Here is a 23202-nt window from a genome sequence, read left to right on the forward strand (position 1 = left end):
GGTGATATTATGAAAAAGTTATTAGAAGTAAATAATTTATCAATATCTTTTACACAGTATGTTCAGGGATTAAATAGGCATGATTCCAAAGTAATATCTGATTTAACTATTGATGTTGGAGAACAAGAAATTGTTGCGATACTTGGATCTAGTGGTTCAGGTAAAAGTCTTTTAGCTCATTCAATTTTAGGAATATTGCCTTATAATGCTAATGTTACAGGAGATATAAAATATAAGGGTGAGTTATTATCACAAGAAAAGAAAGAAAAAATTCGTGGAAAGGCTATTTGTCTAATTCCACAATCAGTTAATTTCTTAGATCCCCTTATGAAAGTGTCACAACAAGCAATCGGTGAATGTGAAAACGAAGAAGAATATGAGAAAAAGAAAGTTAGACAAAGAGAAGTTTTCGAAAAATATGGATTGGATGAAAGTGTTGATGATTTATATCCATTTGAATTATCCGGTGGTATGGCAAGAAAAGTATTGTTATCTACAGCATTATTAGATAATCCTGATTTATTAATAGCTGATGAACCAACCCCTGGTTTGGATGAAAAAAGTATAAATGAAACCATTAAAGATATAAAGGCTTTAAAAGATGATGGTAAAGGAGTATTACTTATTACTCATGATATTAAGGTTGCATTAGAAATAGCAGACAGAATTGCAATTTTTTATTCTGGATATGTGATAGAAATTAATTCATCAGAGAATTTCAGGGATTCTAGTAAATTACTGCATCCTTATTCTAAATCATTAATTGAGGCACTTCCTAAAAATGGGTTTAAATTAACGGAGGGTGTACAACCACTTGAAGAAATACCTGGATGTGTGTATAGCGAAAATTGTCCAATAAAATCTGAAAAATGTCTGAAAAATAAACCAGAACTTATAGAATATGGTGGTGCTATGATTCGTTGTCATAACTTTAATAAGGAGGAAGAAGATGTATCTTAATGCCAATAACATTTCATTTTCTTATAAAAAGAACAAACCCATACTTAAAAACATGTCCTTGTCTATTCCAGATAATAAGGTTATAGGGTTAATGGGAGATAGTGGTAAAGGAAAAAGTACTTTTTGTAAAATAATTTCAGGTTATATAACAAATTATAGTGGAACAGTAACATTTGATAAAGATTTAATTAATAATAAAGGTTTTTATCCTGTTCAATTAATTTTTCAACATCCAGAAAAGACAATGAATCCTAAATGGAAAATGCATAAAGTATTAGAAGAGTCTTGGAACCCACCTCAAGAATTAAAAGATACTTTTGGTTTGAAGGAAACTTGGCTGAATCGTTGGCCTAGTGAGTTATCTGGTGGTGAATTACAAAGGTTTAGTATACTACGAGCATTAAATCCTAATACTAAGTTTATTATTGCTGATGAGATTAGTACTATGCTTGATGCTGTTACTCAGGTACAAATTTGGGATGCTTTGCTTGATTATTGTAAGCATAATAAAATTGGAATATTGGCTGTTAGTCATGATAAAGAGTTGTTGGATGTTATAGCTGATGATATTATCTTATTTGATGATATCAATAAATTATAACTTTTTTTATATTTTTTTTAAAAGTATTACTTTTTTCTAATCAATTCATCAAAAAGTAATACATATATCAAAATTCGTAATATTTAAATATCTATATTCATATATCTAACTTTATGTATTAAGATATTGATATTTAGTATTACTTTTATATCAAATTTTGGCATAAAAGTAATACTTTCTACTATTCTTAATCAGCATAATATGGAGAAAAATAACTATGGATAACAAAATAAAATATGCTATTATAGCAGTTGTTGTTATTATCATAGCTATCATTGCAGCTTCTTCAATGTTAGGTAACAATAAAGACAATGACCCAACACATATTGTCTTAACAGTACCTGGACACACTGGAGAACCTGAAACTGGATTCAACCCACTAACAGGATGGGGAAATGGACACTTAAACTTCAACCCATTAGTACAAAGTACACTCTTCGGTTCAGATGAAAATGGTAGTTTTGTAAATGATTTAGCAACAAATTATAGTATAAGTGATGACAGACTAACATGGACAGTAAAAGTACGTGATGATGTTAAATTCACAAACGGTGAAAAACTAACAGCCAAAGATGTAGCTTTCACATTCAATGAAGCAAAAGTAAGTGATGGAGAACTTGACCTTACAAACCTTGAAGAAGCTAAAGCTGTTGATGACACAACCGTAGAATTCAAACTCAAAAAACCTCAATCAACGTTTATTTATGATTTAAGATATGTTGGTATTGTCCCAGAAAAAGACTACAACAATGAAACATATGGTTCAAACCCTGTAGGATCAGGACCATACAAACTCAAACAATGGGACAAAGGACAACAAGCAATCTTCGAATACAACGAGGAATACTATGGAAAAGAACCATACTTTAAACAAATAACAATGGTGTTCCCCGAAGAAGATAATGTACTACAATTAGTAAAATCAGGACAAATAGATGTAGCAGAAGTACCTATATCATCATATGGTGAAAAAATAGATGGATACAAATTAGTGGAATTTGAAAGTCCAAGAGCACAAGGATTATCCTTACCATACTTACCAGATACAGGATTAAAAACAGCTGATGCTGGAAGTCCAATAGGTAACAATGTAACCTCTGATCCTGCTATCAGAAAAGCATTAAACATAGGAATTAACAGACAAGCAATAGTTGACTCAGTATACAAAGGATTAGGTAAAGTAGAATATACTGGAGTTGATTCATTACCATTTGCAAATGAACAAGCAAAAATAACAGACAACAAACCGGACGAAGCTAAACAAATACTAGAACAAGCAGGTTGGAAAGACACTGATGGTGATGGAATAAGAGAAAAAGATGGAGTAAGAGCTTCATTTGAAGTATATTATCCACCAAACAAACAAGACAGACAATCACTTGCAACAATCATATCAGAACAAGCTAAAGACTTGGGAATAGAAATAAAATTACAATCAGCAGACTGGGATACAATATATACAAAAATGTATTCACAAGCAGTAGTAATGCAACAATCATCAGACAATCCATATTCAGCGGTATATCAACAATACCACAGTAAATCTCCAGAAGAATTAGTAGATTCTGATTACAGAAACCCTAATGCTTATAACAGTTCAGAAGTAGATGCAATACTTGAACAGGGTATGAATGCTGGAACTCTTGAAGATGCATATCAATACTGGAAAGAAGCAGCATACACTGGAAGTGGAGCTGGATTTGGTCCAAATGGTGATTCACCATGGTTATGGGCTGCAGATAACCACTTCGGATATTTTGTTAAAAATGATATTGATATGAAAACAATATCCAAATTAGGTCAAGATTATTATTGTAACATACTTGATTGGACTCGTACTAATTCTACAAGTTAGGTAATTAAAAGTTATTTACTTTTAATTTTTATTTTTTTTTATAGGAGGCTTTTATTTTTGAATAATAGAACAAAAACATTTATTAGAAATAAAGCAATTCATTTCATACTTTTAATGCTTGCAGTAGCTATTTTTAGTTTTGTTTTATTGGAATTATCTCCTATTGATCCGGTCAATGCTTACCTTAAACAAGCAGTTATTTCTCCAGAACAAAGAATAATGCTTGAACAGTATTGGGGAGTGAATCAACCATTAACAACTAAAATTTGGGGTTGGTTAAGTAATTTACTGCAAGGTAACTTAGGTACTTCTTTAATCTATAGAGTACCTGTAGTGGATGTTATAGTGGAAAGATTCATGGCATCATTCGTATTAATGTTCCTTTCATGGATAATAAGCGGATTTTTAGGATTTGGATTAGGAATAGTTGCAGGAAAAAACAAAGGTGGTTGGATAGATAAATTAGTTAAATTATACTGTTATATTCTACAATCAGCACCATCCTTCTGGATAGGACTACTTATACTTATTATATTCTCGGTTGAACTGGGATGGTTCCCTATTGGTATGAGTGTAGCTATAGGAACTGTTAGTTCAGATGCTACAATATGGCAGTGGCTGGCAAGACTAGTGTTACCTACATTAACATTAAGTTTGGTTGGAGTAGCACCTATTGCAATGTATACACGAAATGAATTGGTTAATGTATTATCATCAGATTATATTCTCTTTGCACGTGCAAGAGGAGAATCTGGATGGCCATTAATAGAAAGACAGGCCTTAAGAAATATATTATTACCCGCATTAACACTTCAATTCCAAAACTTTGCAGAATTATTTGGTGGAGCAGTGTTGGTAGAGCAAGTATTTTCTTATCCTGGAATAGGACAGACAGCTGTAGCTGCAGGACTTCAAAGTGATGTAACTTTACTATTGGGAATAGTATTGGTTAGTGCAGTATTTGTATTTGTCGGTAACTTATTGGCAGATGTAATGTACTTCTTTGTTGATCCAAGAATTAGGGAGAATGAGTATCTTGACAAAAACTGAAGAAAACAAACAAGGATTTTTAAATCTTAACCTAAGAACAAAAACTCTCCTGGTTACGGTAATAGCATTAATAATACTGGTTTCAGTATTCTTAAGTAATTTCTTAATAGATCATCAAGCAGTATTGACAAGTAACTTCTATAATATAAACCAGGCGCCATCATTTGAACACTTATTTGGAACAGACTGGATGGGAAGAGACATGTTTATGAGAACACTTCTTGGTCTTGGAATAAGTATAGGTGTAGGAGCATTTGCTTCAGTAATAAGTACTGTAGTGGCAATATTACTGGGGGTATTTTCCAGTGTGAACACATTAGTGGACGAAGTAGTAACAGCAATAATTGACTTATTTGGTTCAATACCTCATATATTATTAATCATCCTAGTATCACTAGCCTTTGGTGGAGGATACTATGGGGTAATTATGGCTGTTGGTTTAACCCATTGGACTCCATTGGCAAGGGTTCTTAGGGCTGAGATAAAGAAGATTAACACAAGTGAATACATTAAATTATCAAATGAATTTGGAAAATCTAAATTATGGATTGCAAAAAAACATATCTTCCCATTAATAATATCTCAAATCATAGTAGGGGTAATATTAATGTTCCCTCATGCAATCATGCACGAAGCAAGTATATCTTTCCTTGGTTTTGGTTTACCAGCTCATGAACCGGCTATTGGAATTATACTGGCAGAATCAATGAAATATCTGAGCATGGGATACTGGTGGCTGGCATTCTATCCTGGATTGTCCTTACTATTCTTAGTACTATTATTTGATTTAATAGGTGAAAATGTGCATAGATTGTTAGACCCACAAAGTGCACAAGAGTAGGTGATATAATATGAGTAAATTATTGGAAGTAGAAAAATTATCAATTTCTTTCTCACAATATTTTAAAGGTCTTGAACAAAGAGAACTTAAGGTTTTGTCTGATTTGACTATGGATGTTGATGACCATGAAATATTAGCTGTTCTTGGAAGTAGTGGTTCTGGAAAAAGTTTACTTGCACATGCTATTTTGGGGATATTGCCTTCAAATGCTAAAATAGCTGGTAGTATAAGATATAAAGGTAAAGAAATGGATGATGAATTAAAAGAGGAACTCAGAGGAAAAAAAATAAGTTTTATTCCACAATCTGTAAATAATTTGAATCCACTTATGAAAGTTAAAGACCAAGCTATAGGTTATACTGAATCGGAAGAAGAAAAACAGGTTTTGGTTAAGAAACAAAGAGAAATTTTCAACCAATATAACTTGTCAGAAGAAGTTGATGAGATGTATCCATTTCAATTATCTGGTGGTATGGCACGTAAGGTATTAATATCCACGGCTTTACTTAATGATCCTGAAATAATTATTGCTGATGAACCTACGCCGGGTCTTGATGAACAGGCAGTGGAAGAAACTATCAATAACCTTGTGGAACTTAAGGAAAAAGGTATTGGTATGATTTTAATTACTCATGATATACATACGGCTATAGAGACAAGTGATAGAATAGCAATATTGTATCTGGGGTATGTGATAGAAATTACTGATACTAAAAACTTTTCTGGTGATGGAAAGAATCTTTTACATCCTTATACCAGGTCTCTTTATAGGGCTCTTCCCGAAACTCATTTTGAGTTAACTGAGGGTCATCAACCATCTTATCAGCATATTCCTAAAGGATGTCCATATCATGAAAACTGTCCTCATCAGGTAAGGGAATGTCATTATGAATTACCAGAGCTCAGGGAGTTAAATGGTACTGTTATCAGATGTTTTAACCCATTGGTGGATGGTGAATAAAGATGGATACTCTTAAAGCAGAAAATGTTAATTTTGGTTATGGTTCTCATCAAATTCTCAAGAATTTGAATTTTGAAATGAATAATAATCAGGTCATAGGTTTATTTGGTGATAGTGGTAGTGGTAAAAGTACTTTATGTAAGGTTTTAACAGGATTTATTAATGATTATGAGGGTAATATTACTGTTAATGGCCAAAAACATAAAGGCGGTTATAATCCTATTCAGCTTATTTATCAGCATCCTGAAAAAGTTATGAATCCACGTTGGAAGATGAAGGATGTTCTTGAGGAATCTTGGATGCCCGATGACAGTTTGCTTGATGAATTCGGTATAAAAAGGGAATGGTTTGGCCGTTACCCATCTGAGTTATCTGGTGGAGAATTACAGAGGTTTAGTATCTTAAGGTCATTAAATCCTAAGACCAAGTTTATCATTGCTGATGAGATTAGTACTATGCTTGATGCGGTTACTCAGGTACAGATATGGGAAAGTTTATTGACGGTTGCCCGTAAGAATGAAGTGGGAGTACTTGTAGTTAGTCATGATAAAAACTTGTTAAACAGGATTTGTGATGATATAGTTTATCTGGCTGATATTACTGACTAAATAATCCTTTATTTTTTATGGACTTTATTGTCCTTTTTATTTATTCTTTTTCTTAATTATTTATAATGAATTGTTACTATTTTTATATGATGAATATTTGTTTATAAAAAGTCAATTAACAAAATAACAGATAAAATGTTGGTTTGAATATATAAGTAAATAAATTAAGTGGTAATTATAAAATTAAAGTTAACTAGTTTTTTTTTTAGTTTAAAAAAATATGGATGATTGAAGGAGGAATAGGGGGGGGGTGTATTATAAATGGAATGAGTTTAATCATTTAATTAGTTATTGCTTGACAATACATTTCCTCGTCTTTAAGTAATATTTTAATTTTTCCTTCTTCTTCAAGTTGTTTAATTATAACTGGTATGTCCTCGTAGGGTACTGGAATAGGGGTTTCCTCGGAAATTAGTAGAGGCAGACTAGTTAGAGGTATGTCAGAATGTTTTTTAATCATATTATAAATCAATTGAGCATTAATCATGTGATGCACCTTATTGGATATAACTTTTTTTATTATTTTGTATTACTTTTTTATTAATTTTTAGTTAAAAGTAATACTTTTTGTTTAATTAATATTACAATTGGTAATATGTAATTAATACTATTTAATCTTTTAGTATGAATTATTTTATTAAATCAGTAAATTGTAAGAAATATCTGCTATAAATTGTTGTTAAATATATCACTAACTATTTTACTAATTAAATCATAATTTTTTAAAAGAAGGGCTCTGTAGAAATCATATGAATAAAGTGTGAAAAGTAATACTTTTTATCAAAATATTTAAATACTATTATCAAATAATTATTAACTATACAATAAGTAATAATTTATTATCTATATTTAATATTTTATTATTTGGTGTATTTTTTTGAAAGTTGTTATGTATAAGAGTTTTGTTGTTCGTATTTATCCTGATGAGGTTCAGGAGAATTTTTTCACCAATCAGTTTGGTTGTTGTCGGTTTGTTTTTAATACTTTTCTGGATGCCAAAAAGAAAGTATATACTGAAAAGGGGGAGTATTTGTCTTTTTATGATTGTTCAGCTATGTTAACTGAGCTAAAAAAGTCTAAAACTTGGTTAAAACGAGTTGATTCCACAGGTTTAATTGAATCATTGAAAAATTTAGAAAAATGCATTTAACAGATTCTTTAACCAAATCAGCAAGTATCCACGCCATAAAAATAAATATAATCCAGTACAATCTTATAAAACCAATAATATACAATAACAATATCAGAATTAAGGACAAATTTATTCGCCTTCCTAAGGTAGGTTGGATAAGATATCGTACCCAACAAAAAATAACTGGCCAAATACAATCTGTAACAGTTAAACAAAAAGCATCAGGCAAATATTTTATTTCTATCTTATGTAAAAAATGTTACAAGACATATTTATAAGACTAATAATCGTAGTTGCGGTATAGATCTGGGAGTATCACATTTTGTCACAATAAACACGGGCAAAATAATACAGTTCCCACAACAAAACAAAATCATACAACTAAACAACAAAATACGAAGATTACAAAGAAAACTATTCCAAAAAAGAATTTAGCAGCAAAAACTACAATAAAATCAAAAAGAAAATAGCACAAACCTATGAAAAAATACATATACATACTAGACTATCACTTCTATAAGATAGCACAACAATATAACAGAAGAATACCAAGTAATCTGCATGGAAACACTAAACATCAAAGATATGCTAAAAAACAGCAGACTATCCCGTAGTATACAAGAAAAATCATGGCACATGTTCACAAAAAATAATAGAACAAAAAGAGCATATGAACACAGACGAACACTAATACACATCACCCAATGGTACCCCTCCAGTAAAACATGCAACAACTGCCAATACTACAATAACAAGTTAAAACTCGACAACAGAACATGGACATGCCCACAATGTGGAAACACACATGACAGAGACATAAACGCAGCCAAAAACATACAACGAGAAGGATTAAAAAAAATATAATTATATAAACAAAGTATTTTATATGTGAACCGAGGGTTTCCCGGAGATCGCCTGTACCACTTACTATGCTTAGCATTAGCGGCAATTAGGCAGGAATCAAATGAAAAAATACAATTACTCAATATGAGTGAGAATTGTATTATGATGAAGAAAGGAGAATATTGAAATAAAATATTTCCCTCTGTAAAAAAAACTATATTTGGGTTATTACTCATATTTCTCTCAATGCAAGGTTTTCTACAGAGCCAAAAGAAGTATATGGTTTGGAGGTGATTGAGTTTTTATTATATTATAATATTTTTTCTAAGTGTATTGTTCCAAATTCATCATTGCTTTCTTCTACAATAATATATTCTTGACTTAACCAGAATGGTAGTCCACCATAACTGTCTTTTTGTGTATGGAGGTATATTTCTTTGTAGTTATTTTCGCAGAATTCCTCTATTTTTTTCAGCATCTTAGTTGCTATTTTATTGTGTCTGTATGTTGGTTCAACAAATAATCTGTATATGCTTGCGGTTTCTTTATCATTATAGTTTCTGTCCTTAATCTTAAAATCTCTGTCATATGCTCTTATTGCACAAGTTCCTACTAGTTCTTCTTTTTCTGAATCAACTGCTAATATAAAAGTATTATTGGCTGGTTTTAAATAGTATTCATCTAAATTTTTTATGTCCTGATGATATTCGGGTGTATAATCCATATTATAGCATAGTTTTACCATATCTAATAAGAACTTTTCTATATCATATTTTGCCAATAAATTTTCATTTAATTCATAAATACATATTTCCATTTTGATCCCCATATGTTTTGTATTAATTATAATATCATCATTTAATAATAATTTTAAATAAGTTATTACTCATATTATGTATTTTGTAATATATAAACATAAAGAAAGTATTACTCATTATTAAAAACAATTTTGGAAGAGTAATAATCCAATATTTTCTATAATTATGATAAAACTAAATAAAATATTTAACATAAATACTATTATAATAAATTTTTTCATTTATATAATGAGGACGTGTTGAAACATGAAAATATTAGTAGTAGGTAGCGGTGCACGTGAACACGCAATAGCAAAAGCATTAGATAAGACAGCAGACGTATACACATATATGGGCAGAAAAAATCCTGGATTAGCAGAAATATCCAAAGAATATGAAGTAGCTGACGAATCCGATTTTGAAAACATCATACGATTTGCAAAAGACAATGAAATAGAAATGGCATTTATTGGTCCTGAAGCACCACTTGAAAAAGGAATAGTGGATGAACTACAAAAAGAGGGAATTTCCTCTGTCGGACCTACAAAACTGGCTGCACAAATTGAAACAAACAAGGCATTCATGAGAAAACTATTTGAAGACTATGATATACCAGGATCCATAAAATATGGTACATTCTATGACCTAAATGAAGCATTCAAATTCATTGACTCATTTGACGAACCAGTAGTAGTAAAACCTATAGGATTAACCGGTGGAAAAGGAGTTAAAATAGTAGGTGACCAACTCGAAGACAACGAAGAAGCCAAAAAATACGTAAAAGAAATATTCGACCAAAAAATGGGAGGATTCGAAGGAGTAGTAATAGAAGAACTACTAGTCGGAGAAGAATACACAATACAAGCATTCGTAGACGGAACAAACATAGTGCCAATGCCAGCAGCACAAGACCACCCACACGCATTCGAAGGAAACAAAGGACCAATAACAGGTGGAATGGGATCATACTCAGATACAAACCACTTACTACCATTCCTGACACAAGAAGAATACAATGCATCAGTAGAAATAATGAAAGAAACAATAAAAGCAATAGCAAAAGAAGCACAACCCTACAAAGGAATACTATACGGACAATTCATGATAACCAAAGAAGGACCAAAAGTAATAGAATACAATGCAAGATTCGGAGACCCAGAATCAATGAACGTACTAGCACTAATAGATGATGACTTCGCAAAAATATCACAACAGATCGTGGACGGAACACTAAGCGAAGCAAAATTCCAAAACAAAGCATCAGTATGCAAATATGTAGTACCAGACAACTACCCAAACACAAAAGCAGCAGATACAATCATAGAAGTGGATGAAGAAAAAATCAAAGACTTAGACGCACAAGTATACTATGCAGCAGTATACCAGGATGACAATGATGATGTAAAACTAACATCCTCCAGAGCACTAGGAGTACTGGCAGTACGAGACACAATAGAAGAAGCAGAAAAAGTGTGTGAAGAAGCAATACAGTACATTGAGGGTGACATCTACCATAGAAGTGATGTAGCAACAGAAAAACTATTAAATGAAAAAATAAAACATATGGAAGAAGTAAGAAAATAGAAGAATCTACTTCTTATTCAATACTTTTTTTAAAACATTAAATTTTTTATAACATTTTTTGAATATTATATAACCCCTTTTTTTGACTATTTACTTTACATACTTTAACATGAGGATTAATACACTACAACTTCTAAGAATTCATTAATATGATATATTTTACAATAAAATTAGAAATTATAATCGTTATAACTTATGTAAGGTATGATTATAAAAAATTACAGGTTACAGTAAACTCTTAATTTTACCTGACTATATCTTGTTATAAAATGATTATTTAACTAATACTTTTTTAATTATAAAAGACATATATAATATATTATTTATTATTTAATTATCATCAAATTATTTAGGGAAGGAAATTATGGAAAATTTATTATCAATGACTGATGCCAAAGAAGAAGTTTTTAACATACTAGACATAGCATCAAGTCTTAAATCAGGGGAAATTAATGATAAACCATTAACAGACAAATATCTGGGAATGATATTTGAAAAATCATCCACACGAACAAGAGTTTCATTTGAAGTAGGAATGCACCAATTAGGTGGAACACCATTATACCTGTCAAGCAATGATTTACAGATAGGGAGAGGAGAACCAATACCAGACACCGCAAGAGTATTATCCAGATTCCTAGATTGTATCATGATAAGAGCAAAAAACCATGAAACAGTAGCACAACTCATAGAACATGCAGACATACCAATTATAAACGGTTTAACAGACAAGGAACATCCATGCCAAACATTTGCAGACCTACTAACAATAAAAGAATACAAAGGAGATTTCAATAGAAAATTCGTATTCATAGGCGACGGAAACAATGTATGCAACTCCTTACTTTTAGGGGCAGCATATACTGGTATGGACATGACAGTAGCATGTCCTGAAGGATATGAACCAGATGAAGAAATATATAAACTAGCATTAGAAGAAGCTGAAAAAACAGGATCATCAATCAACATTGAACACGACATACACGAAGCAGTAAAAGATGCAGACGTACTGTACACTGATGTATGGGTAAGTATGGGTGATGAAGAAGAAAAAGAAGAAAGAGAAAGAATCTTCAAAGAGTATCAGATAAACTCACAACTTTTATCAGAAGCAAAAAAGGATGCAATAGTAATGCACTGCTTACCAGCAATAAGAGGACAAGAAATTACAGATGAAGTAATGACCTCAGAACAATCCGCAATATGGGATCAAGCAGAAAACAGGCTACATGCACAAAAAGCAATACTCTACAAATTACTCAATAAATAAGATAATCCTTCCCCCATAAAACTAATTTTTTTATAGTGATATCCATGTTATCAAAGAGAATAATTCCCTGTCTTGACTGTGACTTACAAGTTCCAGAAGGACGAGTAGTGAAAGGAGTGGAATTCAAACAAATCCGTTATGCAGGTAATCCAGTAGAACTTGCAACAAAATACTATGAACAAGGAGCAGATGAAATAGTATTTCTAGACATCACAGCATCTCATGAAAGACGTTCAACAATGGCAGATGTAATCAACAAAACTGTTGAAAACGTGTTCTGTCCAATATGTGTCGGTGGAGGAATACGTGAAGTAGAAGATTATGTGAACATGTTAAAAGCAGGAGCAGATAAATGTTCCACAAACACGGCCGCAATAAAAGATCCATCCCTAATAAACAGAGCATCAGAACATGTGGGCAGTCAAGCATGCGTAATAGGTATAGATGCAAAAAGACGTTATGTCGAAAATCCGGACGAATCAGATGAACATTACATAGTCGAAACAGATAAGGGTTACTGTTGGTTTGACTGCAGCATATACGGTGGACGAGAATTCACAGGTATTGATGCAATCAAATGGGCAATAGAATGTGAAGAAAGGGGAGCTGGAGAAATACTGTTAACAAGCATGGACCGTGACGGAACAAAAGTTGGATATGACCTTGATTTAACACGTGCAATAAGTCGCAACGTGTCAATACCAGTAATAGCTTCAGGTGGTGTGGGAAATCCTGAACACATTTATGAAGCATTTAATAACGGGGAAGCAGATGCAGCACTGGCAGCAAGCATATTTCACTTCGACGAATATCCAATCCCTGATGTAAAAAAATATCTTAAAGAAAAAAATATCCAAATACGAATATAATGGAGCATAAGAGTAGATGACACTAATAATAAACATAGTAACACCTGAAGGAATCATAATGGCCTCAGACAGCAGACAAAGTGAAAGAAACCTTAAACAATTCACAAGAATATCCACAAACTCTGCAAACAAAATATTCTCCTTAAATGATCAAGTTGTAGTTGGAACTGCAGGCCTAGCATTCTTCGCAGATAATACGGGAATTAGAAAAAATGTTTCAGAATATATTGAAAACTTCAAGAAAGAGAATAATCTACAAAATTTAACTGTTGATGAAATATCTGAAAGGTTACAGGAATACATTAACAAGCAATACCCTTGGGAAAAACAGTTAGACATATCTGCTCAGCAATTAGAGATAGAAGCAGAACGTAACGGGGAAAAAATATTGTCCCTGGAAAGAAAGGATGATTCTATTGACTTTAAGATTAAGCAACCATCCGGACGGATTAAGGAAGGACATTTAAATATAGAACCAGTAAATCTCCTAGTTAGTGGATACAACTCTGATGGGACATGTGAAACATATGAAATCAATTCTCCGGGAAAAAGAATTATTAAAAGAAGAAATAATGAATATGGGTGTACCTGGCTAGGACAGGGGGATGTGGTGTCACGATTAATTCTAGGATATGATTCTAACCTCTTTAAAATTCCAACAATTAAAATGATGAACAAGAAATCCTCAGAAGACTTAAGATCACAGATACATGGACTAGAATACTATATTCAGTGGAGTCTATTAACACTGCAGGATGCAGCAGATTTAGCAGTGTTCCTAATTAAATCAACATCATTCATACAGAGATATGCGGATGGTATAAGCATGGATATTGGGGATATACAGGGTGTTGGAGGACCAATAGATGTGGTTCTCATAACAAAAGATGGAATAAAATGGATTAATAAGAAAGAGGTTACTTTTTCAGAAGATATATAACACAACATTACAACTACTTGGATGATATGTATGAATTCAGGACAATTTATTATAGATAACAATGAATACATTGGAGACTTTGATTTGGACATAACTATTAATTCCGGTCAAACAAGTCAACCTCCATGGACATTAGAGGATAATAAATACTATGAAATATTGGAGGTATATGACTCAAATGTTCTGGTAGGTGTTAGTCAGGATGGACTGAACAAAGATTTAATAGTTGATTATTATTCAGAGGATGATGTGGATATTGAAGATATAAGAAAAATAATATTCTACCTATTTGATTTAGACTATAATATAGGAGAAGTGTATGATTTTCTTAACGATAACAGGGAATTATCGGATGTTTATGAATTTAATAAGGGATTAAGATTATATAAAGCACAATATCCATATGAATGTATCATTTCCTCCATATGTTCTGCGAACAATTCTATAAAACGTTGGACTAAATCAATTAATGATATTAAAAAGGAATATGGTACAAAATTAAATTTCAATAATAAAGAGTATTACGTATTCCCCGAAGAATCAGTGTTTGTGAACATTCCAGATACTGATGATGGACTGAAGAAGTTTGGAGTAGGATACAGATCAAAATATATGATTAATTCAACCAAGATGATTCTGGATAATCCTGATTTTCATGATATTATCAACAAATCATCATATAATGAAGCATTTGAAAAAATTTTAGAACTAGAAGGTGTAGGACCAAAAGTAGCAGACTGTATATTACTCTACGGTTATAATAAACATGAAGCATACCCCGTAGATGTATGGATTAACAGGATTACTTCTCATATTTATTTCCCTGACCAAAAACCATCAAATCAGAAGATAATGAGTTTTGCACAGGAAAAATTCGGAGAATATGCGGGTTATGTTCAGTTATACCTCTTTAATTATGCAAGATTAAGTGGGTTAACAGAAAAACTTAAAGCTAAAAAATCTTAAAATCAATAAGGAAATGTATTGGGAGGGGAGAATGAATATTTCATAAATTCTAATTAATTATTTGTTTTTCATTATTATTATATGTTTAATATTTTTAGTCATCAATTATGACTACTTCATTCATAACATCGCCTTGCCTAATTTCATAGACAACATCCATACCATCAATTACTTGACCAAATACAGTGTGTACTCCGTCAAGGTGTGGTTGTGGAGAGTGTGTTATGAAGAATTGACTTCCACCAGTATCTTTACCAGCATGTGCCATTGACAAAGCACCGGTTCCATGTTTATGTGGGTTTCCTTTAGTTTCACATTTAATTGTGTAACCTGGTCCACCAGTACCGTCACCTCTAGGACATCCACCTTGTATTACAAAGTCTGGTATTACTCTGTGGAATGTTAGACCATTATAAAATCCGTCGTTTGCTAATTTTTCAAAGTTTTCTACTGTTCCAGGTGCTTCATTAGGGAATAATTCTAATGTAATATCACCTTTGTCTGTTTTTATAACAGCTTTTTTCATATATTTCACCTATTACCATATATGTAATTTAAAATAATTATAGTTATTATTATGATATCCATTTTCATCTTCAAATTCATGCCCCCAGTTTTTTTCCATATTTTCATGATTACTATGATTAGTTAATCTTAAAACATAGTTTAGATAGATATATACATAATATTACTTCATATTAAAAAAAAAATTAAAGGAGGAAAAATATTGAATACAGATGAAGTAAAAGAAACTTTAGACACATATGTAATGCATACATATGGCAGATATGACTTAGTAATAGACCACGCTCATGGAAGCATAGTCTATGATAAAGAAGGAAAAGAATACATTGATTGTGTAGCAGGAATAGCAGTAAACAATATAGGTCACACTCACAAAAAAATGACCGAAAACTTATCCAAACAATTAGATAAGCTAATACATGTTTCAAACCTTTACTACACAGAAGAACAAGCAACATTAGCTAAACGATTGGTGGAAGTATCACCCCACGACAAAGTATTCTTTGCAAACAGTGGTGCAGGAGCTAACGAAGGAGCTATAAAACTTGCAAGAAAATACACAGGAAAAGGTGAAATCATAGCTACAAACAATTCCTTCCACGGCAGAACACTTGCCACTATCACAGCTACAGGCCAACCAAAATACCAGAAAGGATTTGAACCATTACCAGCCGGCTTCAAACATGTTGACTATAATGACATAGAACAAATGAAAGAAGCTATCAGTGATGATACAGCAGCAATTCTAGTAGAACCTATCCAGGGTGAAAGTGGTGTAAGAGTACCTGATGAGGATTACTTACCAAATTTAAGAAAGTTATGTGATGAAAATGGCATACTTTTAATATTTGATGAAGTACAGACAGGTTATGGACGAACAGGTAAAATGTTTGCATCAGAATTAACAGGTACTGTACCGGATATTACAACCTGTGCCAAAGCTATAGCTGGAGGACTTCCAATGGGAGCAGTTCTAGCAAATAAAGAAATAGCTGATGCTTTTGAACCTGGAAGTCACGCAACAACATTTGGTGGTACAGCTTTAGTTTGCTGTGCAGCAAATACTGTTCTAGACATCTATGAAGAGGAAAACTTAGTTAAAAAATCCCATGATAATGGTTTATACTTCATGGAAAAATTAGAGTCATTAAAAGATAAACACGATTGTATTGTTGATGTAAGAGGCCATGGTTTGATGGTGGGTGTAGAACTTAACTATCAATGTGGTGATTTAGTTTCTAAAGCTCAAGAAAATGGTGTTCTAATCAATGTTGCAAATGGTAGTGTTATTCGTTTCGTACCTCCTCTCATAATTACAAGGGATGAATTAGATAAGGTAGTCAATGTTATTGATGAAATTCTACCTTAATTCATCTATTTTTTCTATTTTTTTTTTAATTGTTTGTTTTATAGTTTTTAGTAAATCAAAGATTATGTCAAAAGGGAATATATTTTTTGGCTCTGTAGAAAACCTTGCATTGAGAGAAATATGAGTAATAACCCAAATATAGTTTTTTTACAGAGGGAAATATTTTATTTCAATATTTTCCTTTCTTCATCATAATACAATTCTCACTCATATTGAGTAATTGTATTTTTCATTTGATTCCTGCCTAATTGCCGCTAATGCTAAGCATAGTAAGTGGTACAGGCGATCTCCGGGAAACCCTCGGTTCACATATAAAATACTTTGTTTATATAATTATATTTTTTTAATCCTTCTCGTTGTATGTTTTTGGCTGTGTTTATGTCTCTGTCATGTATGTTTCCACATTGTGGACATGTCCATATTCTGTTGTTGAGTTTTAACTTGTTATTGTAGTATTGGTAGTTGTTGCATGTTTTACTGGAGGGGTACCATTGGGTGATGTGTATTAGTGTTCGTTCGTGTTCATATGCTCTTTTTGTTCTATTATTTTTTGTGAACATGTGCCATGATTTTTCTTGTATGCTCTTAGATAGTTTGCTGTTTTTTTAGCATGCCTTTGATGTTTAGTGTTTCCATGCAGATTACTTGGTATTTTTCTGTTAATTGTTGTGCTATCTTATAGAAGTGATAGTCTAGTATGTTATGTATTTTTTTCATAGGTTTGTGCTATTTTCTTTTTGATTTTATTGTAGTTTTTGCTGCTAAATTCTTTTTTGGAATAGTTTTCTTTGTAATCTTCGTATTCTATTATTTAGCTGTGCGATTTTGTTTTGTTGTGGGAAAGGTATTATTTTGCCCGTGTTTATTGTGACAAAACGTGATACTCCCAAATCTATACCACAACTACGATTATTACTCTTAAAAATATGTCTTGTAACATTTTTACATAAAATAGAAATAAAATATTTGCCTGATGCTTTTCTTTTAACAGTTACAGATTGTATTTGGCCAGTTATCTTTTGATGGGTACGAAATCGGATCCAACCTACCTTAGGAAGACGAATAAATTTGTCCTTAATTCTATATATTGTTATTGTATATTATTGGTTTTATAAGATTGTACTGGATTATATTTATTTTTATGGCATGGATACTTGCTGATTTGGTTAAAGAATCTGTTAAATGCATTTTCTAAATTTTTCAATGATTCAATTAAACCTGTGGAATCAACTCGTTTTAACCAAGTTTTAGACTTTTTTAGCTCAGTTAACATAGCCGAACAATCATAAAAAGACAAATACTCTCCCTTTTCAGTATATGCTTTCTTTTTGGCATCCAGAAAAGTATTAAAAACAAACCGACAACAACCAAACTGATTGGTGAAAAAATTCTCCTGAACCTCATCAGGATAAATACGAACAACAAAACTCTTATACATAACAACTTTCAAAAAAATACACCAAATAATAAAATATTAAATATAAATAATAAATTATTACTTATTGTATAGTTAATAATTATTTTGATAATAGTATTTAAATATTTTGATAAAAAGTATTACTTTTCACACTTTATTCATATGATTTCTACAGGGCCGATAAAACAAAAAATATAAAAATATTTTTGAGAGATGTTAAAGGAAATCTTTTGAATAAAACAGGTAAAATTGTTTTTAATTTACATTATCCTGATGGTAATCATGTATTCGCAGTAAAAAAAGTAGGGACTTACAATATTAAAAACGGTAAATGTAATTTTAAATTTAAAATGACAAATGAAGAATATGTTAAATGTGATTTAAGTGTTTATCCTATTTCAGTTCTTTTTGAATTTATTTATTATAATAAAGAAAATAAAAAAGAATGTTCCTTTTTTAAAGATGTTTATATGATGACTTATGATGATATTTTACCTTCTTGGACGTTATTTCCTTATTATGGTATAGGTAAAGTTTCTACTAGTATCTCAGGTAATAGTATTGTTGCTTATAAGGGTAAGGTTGTGAGTTTTAAAGGTTCAGTTGTTGATGAATGGTATACTCCTGTTAAAGAGGGTCGTGTAATCATTAAACTTGATGGGATGCCAATTAAATCTGATATATATTTGAAAAGTTCTAATCATTTCATATATAATTATACAATACCTGATAATGTATCAAAAAAGAAATATAGAATAAGTTACATTTTTATGGGATCAAAAGATTATAAAAAGTCTGAGATTAATAAAACATTAATTATTACAAAAATTCCCACTAAAATTATAACAAAAGATTTAATTGGTTATGCTGGACAGAAAATTAATTTTCATGGAAAATTGTTTGATTCTAATAATAAACCTATAAAAACTGGTAGTATTGTTATAAAATTAAATGGAAAAACCGTAACGTCTAATATTACGTTAAGAAATTCCAATAAATTTAATTATAAATATACAATTCCGGGTTATCAAGCAAAAAATTATACTATAACCTTTGTGTATAAAGGAGATAAAGAGCATAAGTGATGTCAAATAAACAAAACATTACAAATTAAACCACAAGAATCAATTATTACTTCTAAGAATATGCGAGGATATAAAAATCAAAAAATAAAAATAAAAGTGAATATTAAAGGAGCAAAAACAAATATTGAAGCAGTGAAAGGTAAAGTTGAACTTAAAATAAATGGGATGGGTAAAATTAGAAATACGGCCTATGTGTCAAATGTATCTGGTGGTAGTGTTGTATTTAACTTCAGGATACCTTATAATTTTAAAGTTGGAATGTATTCTGTAGTGGTAACTTATTCTGGTGGAAGGTATCTTTTACCTAATAAAGTTCAGACTAGTTTCTTAAAAGTTTTGTAATGTGATGTAAAAATTTGGGGGGTAGTTTATTTAACTACTTTTTTTCCCTATTTTCGTTTACTATGTTCTTATTTTATTATATATATTTTTTATATTGTGTAATTCTTAGTTTTACTGAATATTTGATTTTGTATTTTGTTTTACTTATTTTTAATCACAATAAAAATTTTTAGGTTTACCAAAACCTTTATATACTTTTAAGTACAACATTTAATTGACTAAGAAATTTAGGTTATCCTAAAAATTTAGTCAACCGAGTTAAATTAAAAAGACTATAAAAACATTCAATTAAAAGTAAAAAACTATTACTCCTACAAAAAAAATACAATAGTTTAATTAAATCACCTATTATAAAAAAAACTTTTAAAAAAAAGTCTAATAACTCACCACTCCTTATTAAAAAAACATAATATAACTTGTACAAAAAAAAGAAATAAAAAAACTCCAAAATGCTCAAAAAACATCCTAAGAGCAAAAAATATTTATTTCTTAAATTTTTTATTCTATTTTTCAAAAAACAACTAAAAAAAAGATATAATTAGGAAGTAATAGCTTCCCTAAAGAATTTTGGAATTAATCGTCTATACATTTTATTACGCAGCAAAGTCTGAATATTCTTATCCAAAATATAAGTATCACAATGATCATTCTCTGCACGCATACCACGACCATAAGCCTGCATCAAAGTCATAACAGTCTTATAACCATACCACTCAGGATCCATATTCTTACGCTCATTAATCTGTTTATCACCAAGATAAGGATAAGGAACCTTATAAATTACCTGAAACTCACATTTTTCATAAGGTAAATCAACACCCTCACTCATGGAAGGACTAACAAGAACATACGGATTTTTAGACTTCTCAAACTCAGCAAGAGTCTCCTCCCTATTTTTAGGAGTATGCGAAAGAATCCTCTGATCCCTGATATGATCAGTAATATACTGCTGACACTTATAACTATTAGTATGAATTAAACCCTTCTCATTCTTATGCTTATCTAAAATATCCCTAAGAACTGGAATAGTCTTTGGAGCAGTATGCCACAATGCACGTTTAGACATAGGACCAACAAGATTCATATGAATAGGACGATACTCCTTCTTAAAAGGACTTTCACTATTAATATAATAAACATCTTCCGGGTCAAGACCCAACCATTTACAGAACAGATCCTTATCAAGAATAGTAGCACTCATAAACAATACTTTATCAGCGTACTGGAATAATGTTTTTTCAGCATATTTATCAACCTTCAATGGTTTAAAAGAAACCAAATCCTCTTCAGTTGACACAACCCAATCCTGTGGATCTTTCTTAATATTCTCAGTAATCTCCTTAATTTTGCGCTTGGTATGTTCTATTCTGTCACCTTTCTGTTTAGTAAGCATGGTTGTGTTAATAGCATTATAAGAATCAAATATAGCTTCTAAAAATGCAATCCAATCCTTCACATCAGAATAGCCCATCATATTCTTTGGGATAACCTCGTTAATATCCTTCTGTAATTGTTTATTGTAAACATTTAACTCTAACTTGTGCATTATCTTATCTTCAATATTATGTGCTTCATCAAGTATCATAAGGTTACGTTTCTGGAAATGTTGAACATAATTAAACTCCAAATATGCATAATCATAATTTAACAAAGTTACAGGTTCCTGAATAGCAACAGCTTTCTGATTCCAGTACGGACATCTCTCTGAAGATTTAAAAGAAAATGGAGTGTTATAATAAGATTCTCCATCATTATCCTTCATATCTTTCTGTTTACTTTTTTCTATTTTAATACCAAATGGGCAGGTAAATTCGTCGCTAGTCCTTATAGTCTGACAAGTTCCCTGATCACAAGTATTTAATCCTCCACTATCCAGACATGAAAAGTTATTTCTACCCTTTACTTGAGCATATCCAAATTCGTCTGCATACTGTCTTTGTAACTGTTTGGTCATAGTTAATATGTATGATGGCTGAAGTATTTGCCCAAGAGTGGAAGCAATAGCTGATTTTCCAGTACCTGTTCCTGCTTCAAGTATAACATAACGCTTATCTGATTCAAATGCGTTTAAAATTTCAGTGATTAACTCTAACTGGTTATGTCTGGCTTCCTTGAATGGAAAGTTTTCTATGATTTCATCATCAATATCAGGGTGTTGACGTTGTAGTTCTTCTTTTTCTTCTATTGTCGGCCTTTCTATTAATGATTGGCTTTCGTTTTCACTCTTTGAGCATACACATTTGTTTTTTATCATTCCACAATCTGGACAAAATATTGAATTCATAATATTATTTTATGTTTCTTATCACTTTTTAGTGTTTGTAAAATTAAATTTAAGTTATATTAGTTTCATTTGAAAACTACAATTAAAATTATATATACTTTGATTATCCATAGAATATAGTAGAAAATAGTGAATTAAGAAATTTAAGTTTACTTTATATTTATTAAGTAATTTATAACTCATAAAAATAAGAGGAATAATCCATGGCGATAGGTAAATTATATGGAATCGGAGTAGGTCCTGGAGACCCAGAATTAGTAACTATAAAAGCAGCAAGAATCATAAAGAATACAGACATAATATTTGCACCACAATCCAAAAAAGGTAGACCAAGTGTTGCATTAAGAATAGTTCAAGGAATAATTGATGAAAGAGAAAAAGAACCAGAAATACTACAACCATTATTCCCTATGACAGAAGATGCAGAAACACTGGATAAATCATGGGATGAAGCAGCAAAACAACTCTTTGATAAATTGTCCTTAGGATTGGATGTTGTATTTGTTACATTAGGGGATCCAACAATTTTCAGCACATTTTCTTATGTTTCTAAAAGATTACAGAAAATGGGTGTTGAAGTAGTGCTCGTACCGGGAATTGCAGCTATGACTGCTTGTTCAACCACTGCAGGATTACAACTAACAGAACAAGATGATATTATGGTAGTTGTGCCTCAAATAGATGAACGTTTACCAAAGATTTTACCTTATGTTGATACTGTTGTTGCAATGAAAACATCACGTCATTTGGATGTACTGGAAGACTGTATTAATGCAGATCCAAGAGAAAAAGAAATAGTGTCTGTACAGAATTGTACAATGGAAGATGAAAATATTGTCCATGGTTTTGTTGATAATAAAAAATATTTTTCAACAAGTATAATTAAGTTTAAAAAGGAATAAG

The 23202-nt window shown here is 31.2% G+C and carries 27 protein-coding genes; 19 read left to right on the forward strand and 8 right to left on the reverse strand.

The annotated features are described in order from the left end of the window. The first annotated feature begins 9 nt into the window (after positions 1-9). The 7 genes from PXD04_RS11905 (at position 10) to PXD04_RS11935 (ending at position 6876) form a co-directional block, all read left to right on the forward strand. The gene (locus tag PXD04_RS11905; RefSeq protein WP_323737101.1) at positions 10-960 is read left to right on the forward strand and encodes an ABC transporter ATP-binding protein; all 951 of its coding nucleotides are present in this window, start codon (positions 10-12) and stop codon (positions 958-960) included. After that, positions 950-1561 (forward strand): ABC transporter ATP-binding protein, encoded by a 612-nt coding sequence (locus PXD04_RS11910; protein ID WP_323737102.1) that lies wholly within the window; start codon positions 950-952, stop codon positions 1559-1561. Before PXD04_RS11905 ends, PXD04_RS11910 begins: the two co-directional genes overlap by 11 nt. Positions 1562-1778: 217 nt before the next feature. Further along, positions 1779-3416: an ABC transporter substrate-binding protein gene (locus PXD04_RS11915; RefSeq protein ID WP_323737103.1), complete on the forward strand. Its 1638-nt coding sequence runs from the start codon at positions 1779-1781 to the stop codon at positions 3414-3416. A 57-nt stretch (positions 3417-3473) separates the two neighbouring features. Then, positions 3474-4466, forward strand: a complete 993-nt coding sequence (locus tag PXD04_RS11920) for an ABC transporter permease (protein WP_409988262.1) — start codon at positions 3474-3476, stop codon at positions 4464-4466. Further along, positions 4444-5307, forward strand: coding sequence for an ABC transporter permease (locus PXD04_RS11925; protein WP_323737104.1), 864 nt, complete (start codon positions 4444-4446; stop codon positions 5305-5307). Before PXD04_RS11920 ends, PXD04_RS11925 begins: the two co-directional genes overlap by 23 nt. A gap of 10 nt (positions 5308-5317) precedes the next feature. Next, a complete protein-coding gene (locus tag PXD04_RS11930) occupies positions 5318-6268 on the forward strand; it encodes an ABC transporter ATP-binding protein (protein WP_323737105.1) in 951 nt (316 codons plus the stop codon). Positions 6269-6270: 2 nt separating this feature from the next. Then, positions 6271-6876, forward strand: a complete 606-nt coding sequence (locus PXD04_RS11935) for an ABC transporter ATP-binding protein (RefSeq protein WP_323737106.1) — start codon at positions 6271-6273, stop codon at positions 6874-6876. A 280-nt stretch (positions 6877-7156) separates the two neighbouring features. Here the strand turns inward: PXD04_RS11935 and PXD04_RS11940 are convergent, their stop codons facing one another. Continuing rightward, positions 7157-7363, reverse strand: a complete 207-nt coding sequence (locus PXD04_RS11940; protein ID WP_323737107.1) for a hypothetical protein — start codon at positions 7361-7363, stop codon at positions 7157-7159. A gap of 390 nt (positions 7364-7753) precedes the next feature. Between PXD04_RS11940 and PXD04_RS11945 the strand changes: the two genes are divergently transcribed. From PXD04_RS11945 to PXD04_RS11955, 3 genes are all read left to right on the forward strand, one after another. After that, a complete protein-coding gene (locus tag PXD04_RS11945; protein ID WP_323737108.1) occupies positions 7754-8026 on the forward strand; it encodes a helix-turn-helix domain-containing protein in 273 nt (90 codons plus the stop codon). Then, positions 8017-8286, forward strand: a complete 270-nt coding sequence (locus tag PXD04_RS11950; protein WP_323737109.1) for a hypothetical protein — start codon at positions 8017-8019, stop codon at positions 8284-8286. Before PXD04_RS11945 ends, PXD04_RS11950 begins: the two co-directional genes overlap by 10 nt. Positions 8287-8569: 283 nt before the next feature. Further along, a complete protein-coding gene (locus PXD04_RS11955; protein WP_323737110.1) occupies positions 8570-8872 on the forward strand; it encodes a zinc ribbon domain-containing protein in 303 nt (100 codons plus the stop codon). A gap of 289 nt (positions 8873-9161) precedes the next feature. On the opposite strand, the gene PXD04_RS11960 is transcribed toward PXD04_RS11955, so the two are convergent. Next, positions 9162-9668, reverse strand: coding sequence for a GNAT family N-acetyltransferase (locus PXD04_RS11960; protein ID WP_323737111.1), 507 nt, complete (start codon positions 9666-9668; stop codon positions 9162-9164). A gap of 247 nt (positions 9669-9915) precedes the next feature. Between PXD04_RS11960 and purD the strand changes: the two genes are divergently transcribed. The 5 genes from purD (at position 9916) to PXD04_RS11985 (ending at position 15277) form a co-directional block, all read left to right on the forward strand. Further along, on the forward strand, positions 9916-11232 hold the full coding sequence (gene purD / locus PXD04_RS11965; RefSeq protein ID WP_323737112.1) for a phosphoribosylamine--glycine ligase: 1317 nt from the start codon (positions 9916-9918) through the stop codon (positions 11230-11232). A 364-nt stretch (positions 11233-11596) separates the two neighbouring features. Next, positions 11597-12502 carry an ornithine carbamoyltransferase gene (argF, locus tag PXD04_RS11970; protein ID WP_323737113.1) on the forward strand — a complete coding sequence of 302 codons (906 nt, stop codon included), beginning with the start codon at positions 11597-11599 and terminating at the stop codon, positions 12500-12502. A gap of 44 nt (positions 12503-12546) precedes the next feature. Further along, the gene (gene hisF / locus PXD04_RS11975) at positions 12547-13371 is read left to right on the forward strand and encodes an imidazole glycerol phosphate synthase subunit HisF (RefSeq protein WP_323737114.1); all 825 of its coding nucleotides are present in this window, start codon (positions 12547-12549) and stop codon (positions 13369-13371) included. Positions 13372-13387: 16 nt separating this feature from the next. After that, positions 13388-14311 carry a hypothetical protein gene (locus tag PXD04_RS11980; RefSeq protein ID WP_323737115.1) on the forward strand — a complete coding sequence of 308 codons (924 nt, stop codon included), beginning with the start codon at positions 13388-13390 and terminating at the stop codon, positions 14309-14311. Positions 14312-14341: 30 nt separating this feature from the next. Beyond that, complete coding sequence (locus tag PXD04_RS11985; RefSeq protein ID WP_323737116.1) at positions 14342-15277, forward strand: DNA glycosylase; 936 nt, start codon at positions 14342-14344, stop codon at positions 15275-15277. Positions 15278-15371: 94 nt separating this feature from the next. On the opposite strand, the gene PXD04_RS11990 is transcribed toward PXD04_RS11985, so the two are convergent. Further along, positions 15372-15803, reverse strand: coding sequence for a peptidylprolyl isomerase (locus PXD04_RS11990; RefSeq protein WP_323737117.1), 432 nt, complete (start codon positions 15801-15803; stop codon positions 15372-15374). 201 nt (positions 15804-16004) lie between these two features. On the opposite strand from PXD04_RS11990, the gene PXD04_RS11995 reads away from it, so the two are divergent. Then, positions 16005-17171: an aspartate aminotransferase family protein gene (locus PXD04_RS11995; RefSeq protein WP_323737118.1), complete on the forward strand. Its 1167-nt coding sequence runs from the start codon at positions 16005-16007 to the stop codon at positions 17169-17171. 305 nt (positions 17172-17476) lie between these two features. Here PXD04_RS11995 and PXD04_RS12000 read toward each other — a convergent pair whose 3' ends face one another. The 4 genes from PXD04_RS12000 to PXD04_RS12015 form a co-directional block, all read right to left on the reverse strand. Then, the gene (locus tag PXD04_RS12000) at positions 17477-17731 is read right to left on the reverse strand and encodes a zinc ribbon domain-containing protein (protein ID WP_323737119.1); all 255 of its coding nucleotides are present in this window, start codon (positions 17729-17731) and stop codon (positions 17477-17479) included. Between the two features lie 25 nt (positions 17732-17756). After that, positions 17757-17888, reverse strand: a complete 132-nt coding sequence (locus PXD04_RS12005) for a hypothetical protein (protein WP_323737120.1) — start codon at positions 17886-17888, stop codon at positions 17757-17759. 44 nt (positions 17889-17932) lie between these two features. Then, positions 17933-18061, reverse strand: a complete 129-nt coding sequence (locus tag PXD04_RS12010) for a hypothetical protein (protein ID WP_323737121.1) — start codon at positions 18059-18061, stop codon at positions 17933-17935. Positions 18062-18261: 200 nt separating this feature from the next. After that, a complete protein-coding gene (locus PXD04_RS12015) occupies positions 18262-18621 on the reverse strand; it encodes a helix-turn-helix domain-containing protein (RefSeq protein WP_323737122.1) in 360 nt (119 codons plus the stop codon). Positions 18622-18818: 197 nt separating this feature from the next. Between PXD04_RS12015 and PXD04_RS12020 the strand changes: the two genes are divergently transcribed. Together PXD04_RS12020 and PXD04_RS12025 are read left to right on the forward strand one after the other, a co-directional pair. Beyond that, positions 18819-19673: a hypothetical protein gene (locus tag PXD04_RS12020; RefSeq protein ID WP_323737123.1), complete on the forward strand. Its 855-nt coding sequence runs from the start codon at positions 18819-18821 to the stop codon at positions 19671-19673. 60 nt (positions 19674-19733) lie between these two features. Next, positions 19734-20015 carry a hypothetical protein gene (locus PXD04_RS12025; RefSeq protein ID WP_323737124.1) on the forward strand — a complete coding sequence of 94 codons (282 nt, stop codon included), beginning with the start codon at positions 19734-19736 and terminating at the stop codon, positions 20013-20015. A 538-nt stretch (positions 20016-20553) separates the two neighbouring features. Here the strand turns inward: PXD04_RS12025 and PXD04_RS12030 are convergent. After that, a complete protein-coding gene (locus PXD04_RS12030; protein ID WP_409988263.1) occupies positions 20554-22269 on the reverse strand; it encodes a helicase C-terminal domain-containing protein in 1716 nt (571 codons plus the stop codon). A 233-nt stretch (positions 22270-22502) separates the two neighbouring features. Between PXD04_RS12030 and cobI the strand changes: the two genes are divergently transcribed. Further along, positions 22503-23201, forward strand: a complete 699-nt coding sequence (gene cobI, locus PXD04_RS12035; protein WP_323737125.1) for a precorrin-2 C(20)-methyltransferase — start codon at positions 22503-22505, stop codon at positions 23199-23201. Position 23202: the final 1 nt, after the last annotated feature.

This window comes from Methanosphaera sp. ISO3-F5, from assembly GCF_034480035.2.
Lineage (GTDB): Archaea > Methanobacteriota > Methanobacteria > Methanobacteriales > Methanobacteriaceae > Methanosphaera.

Excerpts from the sequence above, each read along its gene's own strand:
- cobI (WP_323737125.1), top strand. The coding sequence starts at position 22,503 with ATGGCGATAGGTAAATTATATGGAATCGGAGTAGGTCCTGGAGACCCA.
- PXD04_RS11960 (WP_323737111.1), bottom strand. The coding sequence starts at position 9,668 with ATGGAAATATGTATTTATGAATTAAATGAAAATTTATTGGCAAAATAT.
- PXD04_RS11950 (WP_323737109.1), top strand. The coding sequence starts at position 8,017 with ATGCATTTAACAGATTCTTTAACCAAATCAGCAAGTATCCACGCCATA.
- PXD04_RS12025 (WP_323737124.1), top strand. The coding sequence starts at position 19,734 with ATGCGAGGATATAAAAATCAAAAAATAAAAATAAAAGTGAATATTAAA.
- PXD04_RS12030 (WP_409988263.1), bottom strand. The coding sequence starts at position 22,269 with ATGATAAAAAACAAATGTGTATGCTCAAAGAGTGAAAACGAAAGCCAA.
- PXD04_RS11930 (WP_323737105.1), top strand. The coding sequence starts at position 5,318 with ATGAGTAAATTATTGGAAGTAGAAAAATTATCAATTTCTTTCTCACAA.
- PXD04_RS11940 (WP_323737107.1), bottom strand. The coding sequence starts at position 7,363 with ATGATTAATGCTCAATTGATTTATAATATGATTAAAAAACATTCTGAC.
- PXD04_RS11905 (WP_323737101.1), top strand. The coding sequence starts at position 10 with ATGAAAAAGTTATTAGAAGTAAATAATTTATCAATATCTTTTACACAG.
- PXD04_RS11935 (WP_323737106.1), top strand. The coding sequence starts at position 6,271 with ATGGATACTCTTAAAGCAGAAAATGTTAATTTTGGTTATGGTTCTCAT.
- PXD04_RS11980 (WP_323737115.1), top strand. The coding sequence starts at position 13,388 with ATGACACTAATAATAAACATAGTAACACCTGAAGGAATCATAATGGCC.
- PXD04_RS12000 (WP_323737119.1), bottom strand. The coding sequence starts at position 17,731 with ATGTTCACAAAAAATAATAGAACAAAAAGAGCATATGAACACGAACGA.
- PXD04_RS11925 (WP_323737104.1), top strand. The coding sequence starts at position 4,444 with ATGAGTATCTTGACAAAAACTGAAGAAAACAAACAAGGATTTTTAAAT.
- PXD04_RS11915 (WP_323737103.1), top strand. The coding sequence starts at position 1,779 with ATGGATAACAAAATAAAATATGCTATTATAGCAGTTGTTGTTATTATC.
- PXD04_RS11910 (WP_323737102.1), top strand. The coding sequence starts at position 950 with ATGTATCTTAATGCCAATAACATTTCATTTTCTTATAAAAAGAACAAA.
- PXD04_RS12005 (WP_323737120.1), bottom strand. The coding sequence starts at position 17,888 with ATGAAAAAAATACATAACATACTAGACTATCACTTCTATAAGATAGCA.
- PXD04_RS11990 (WP_323737117.1), bottom strand. The coding sequence starts at position 15,803 with ATGAAAAAAGCTGTTATAAAAACAGACAAAGGTGATATTACATTAGAA.
- PXD04_RS11955 (WP_323737110.1), top strand. The coding sequence starts at position 8,570 with ATGGAAACACTAAACATCAAAGATATGCTAAAAAACAGCAGACTATCC.
- purD (WP_323737112.1), top strand. The coding sequence starts at position 9,916 with ATGAAAATATTAGTAGTAGGTAGCGGTGCACGTGAACACGCAATAGCA.
- PXD04_RS11985 (WP_323737116.1), top strand. The coding sequence starts at position 14,342 with ATGAATTCAGGACAATTTATTATAGATAACAATGAATACATTGGAGAC.
- argF (WP_323737113.1), top strand. The coding sequence starts at position 11,597 with ATGGAAAATTTATTATCAATGACTGATGCCAAAGAAGAAGTTTTTAAC.
- hisF (WP_323737114.1), top strand. The coding sequence starts at position 12,547 with ATGTTATCAAAGAGAATAATTCCCTGTCTTGACTGTGACTTACAAGTT.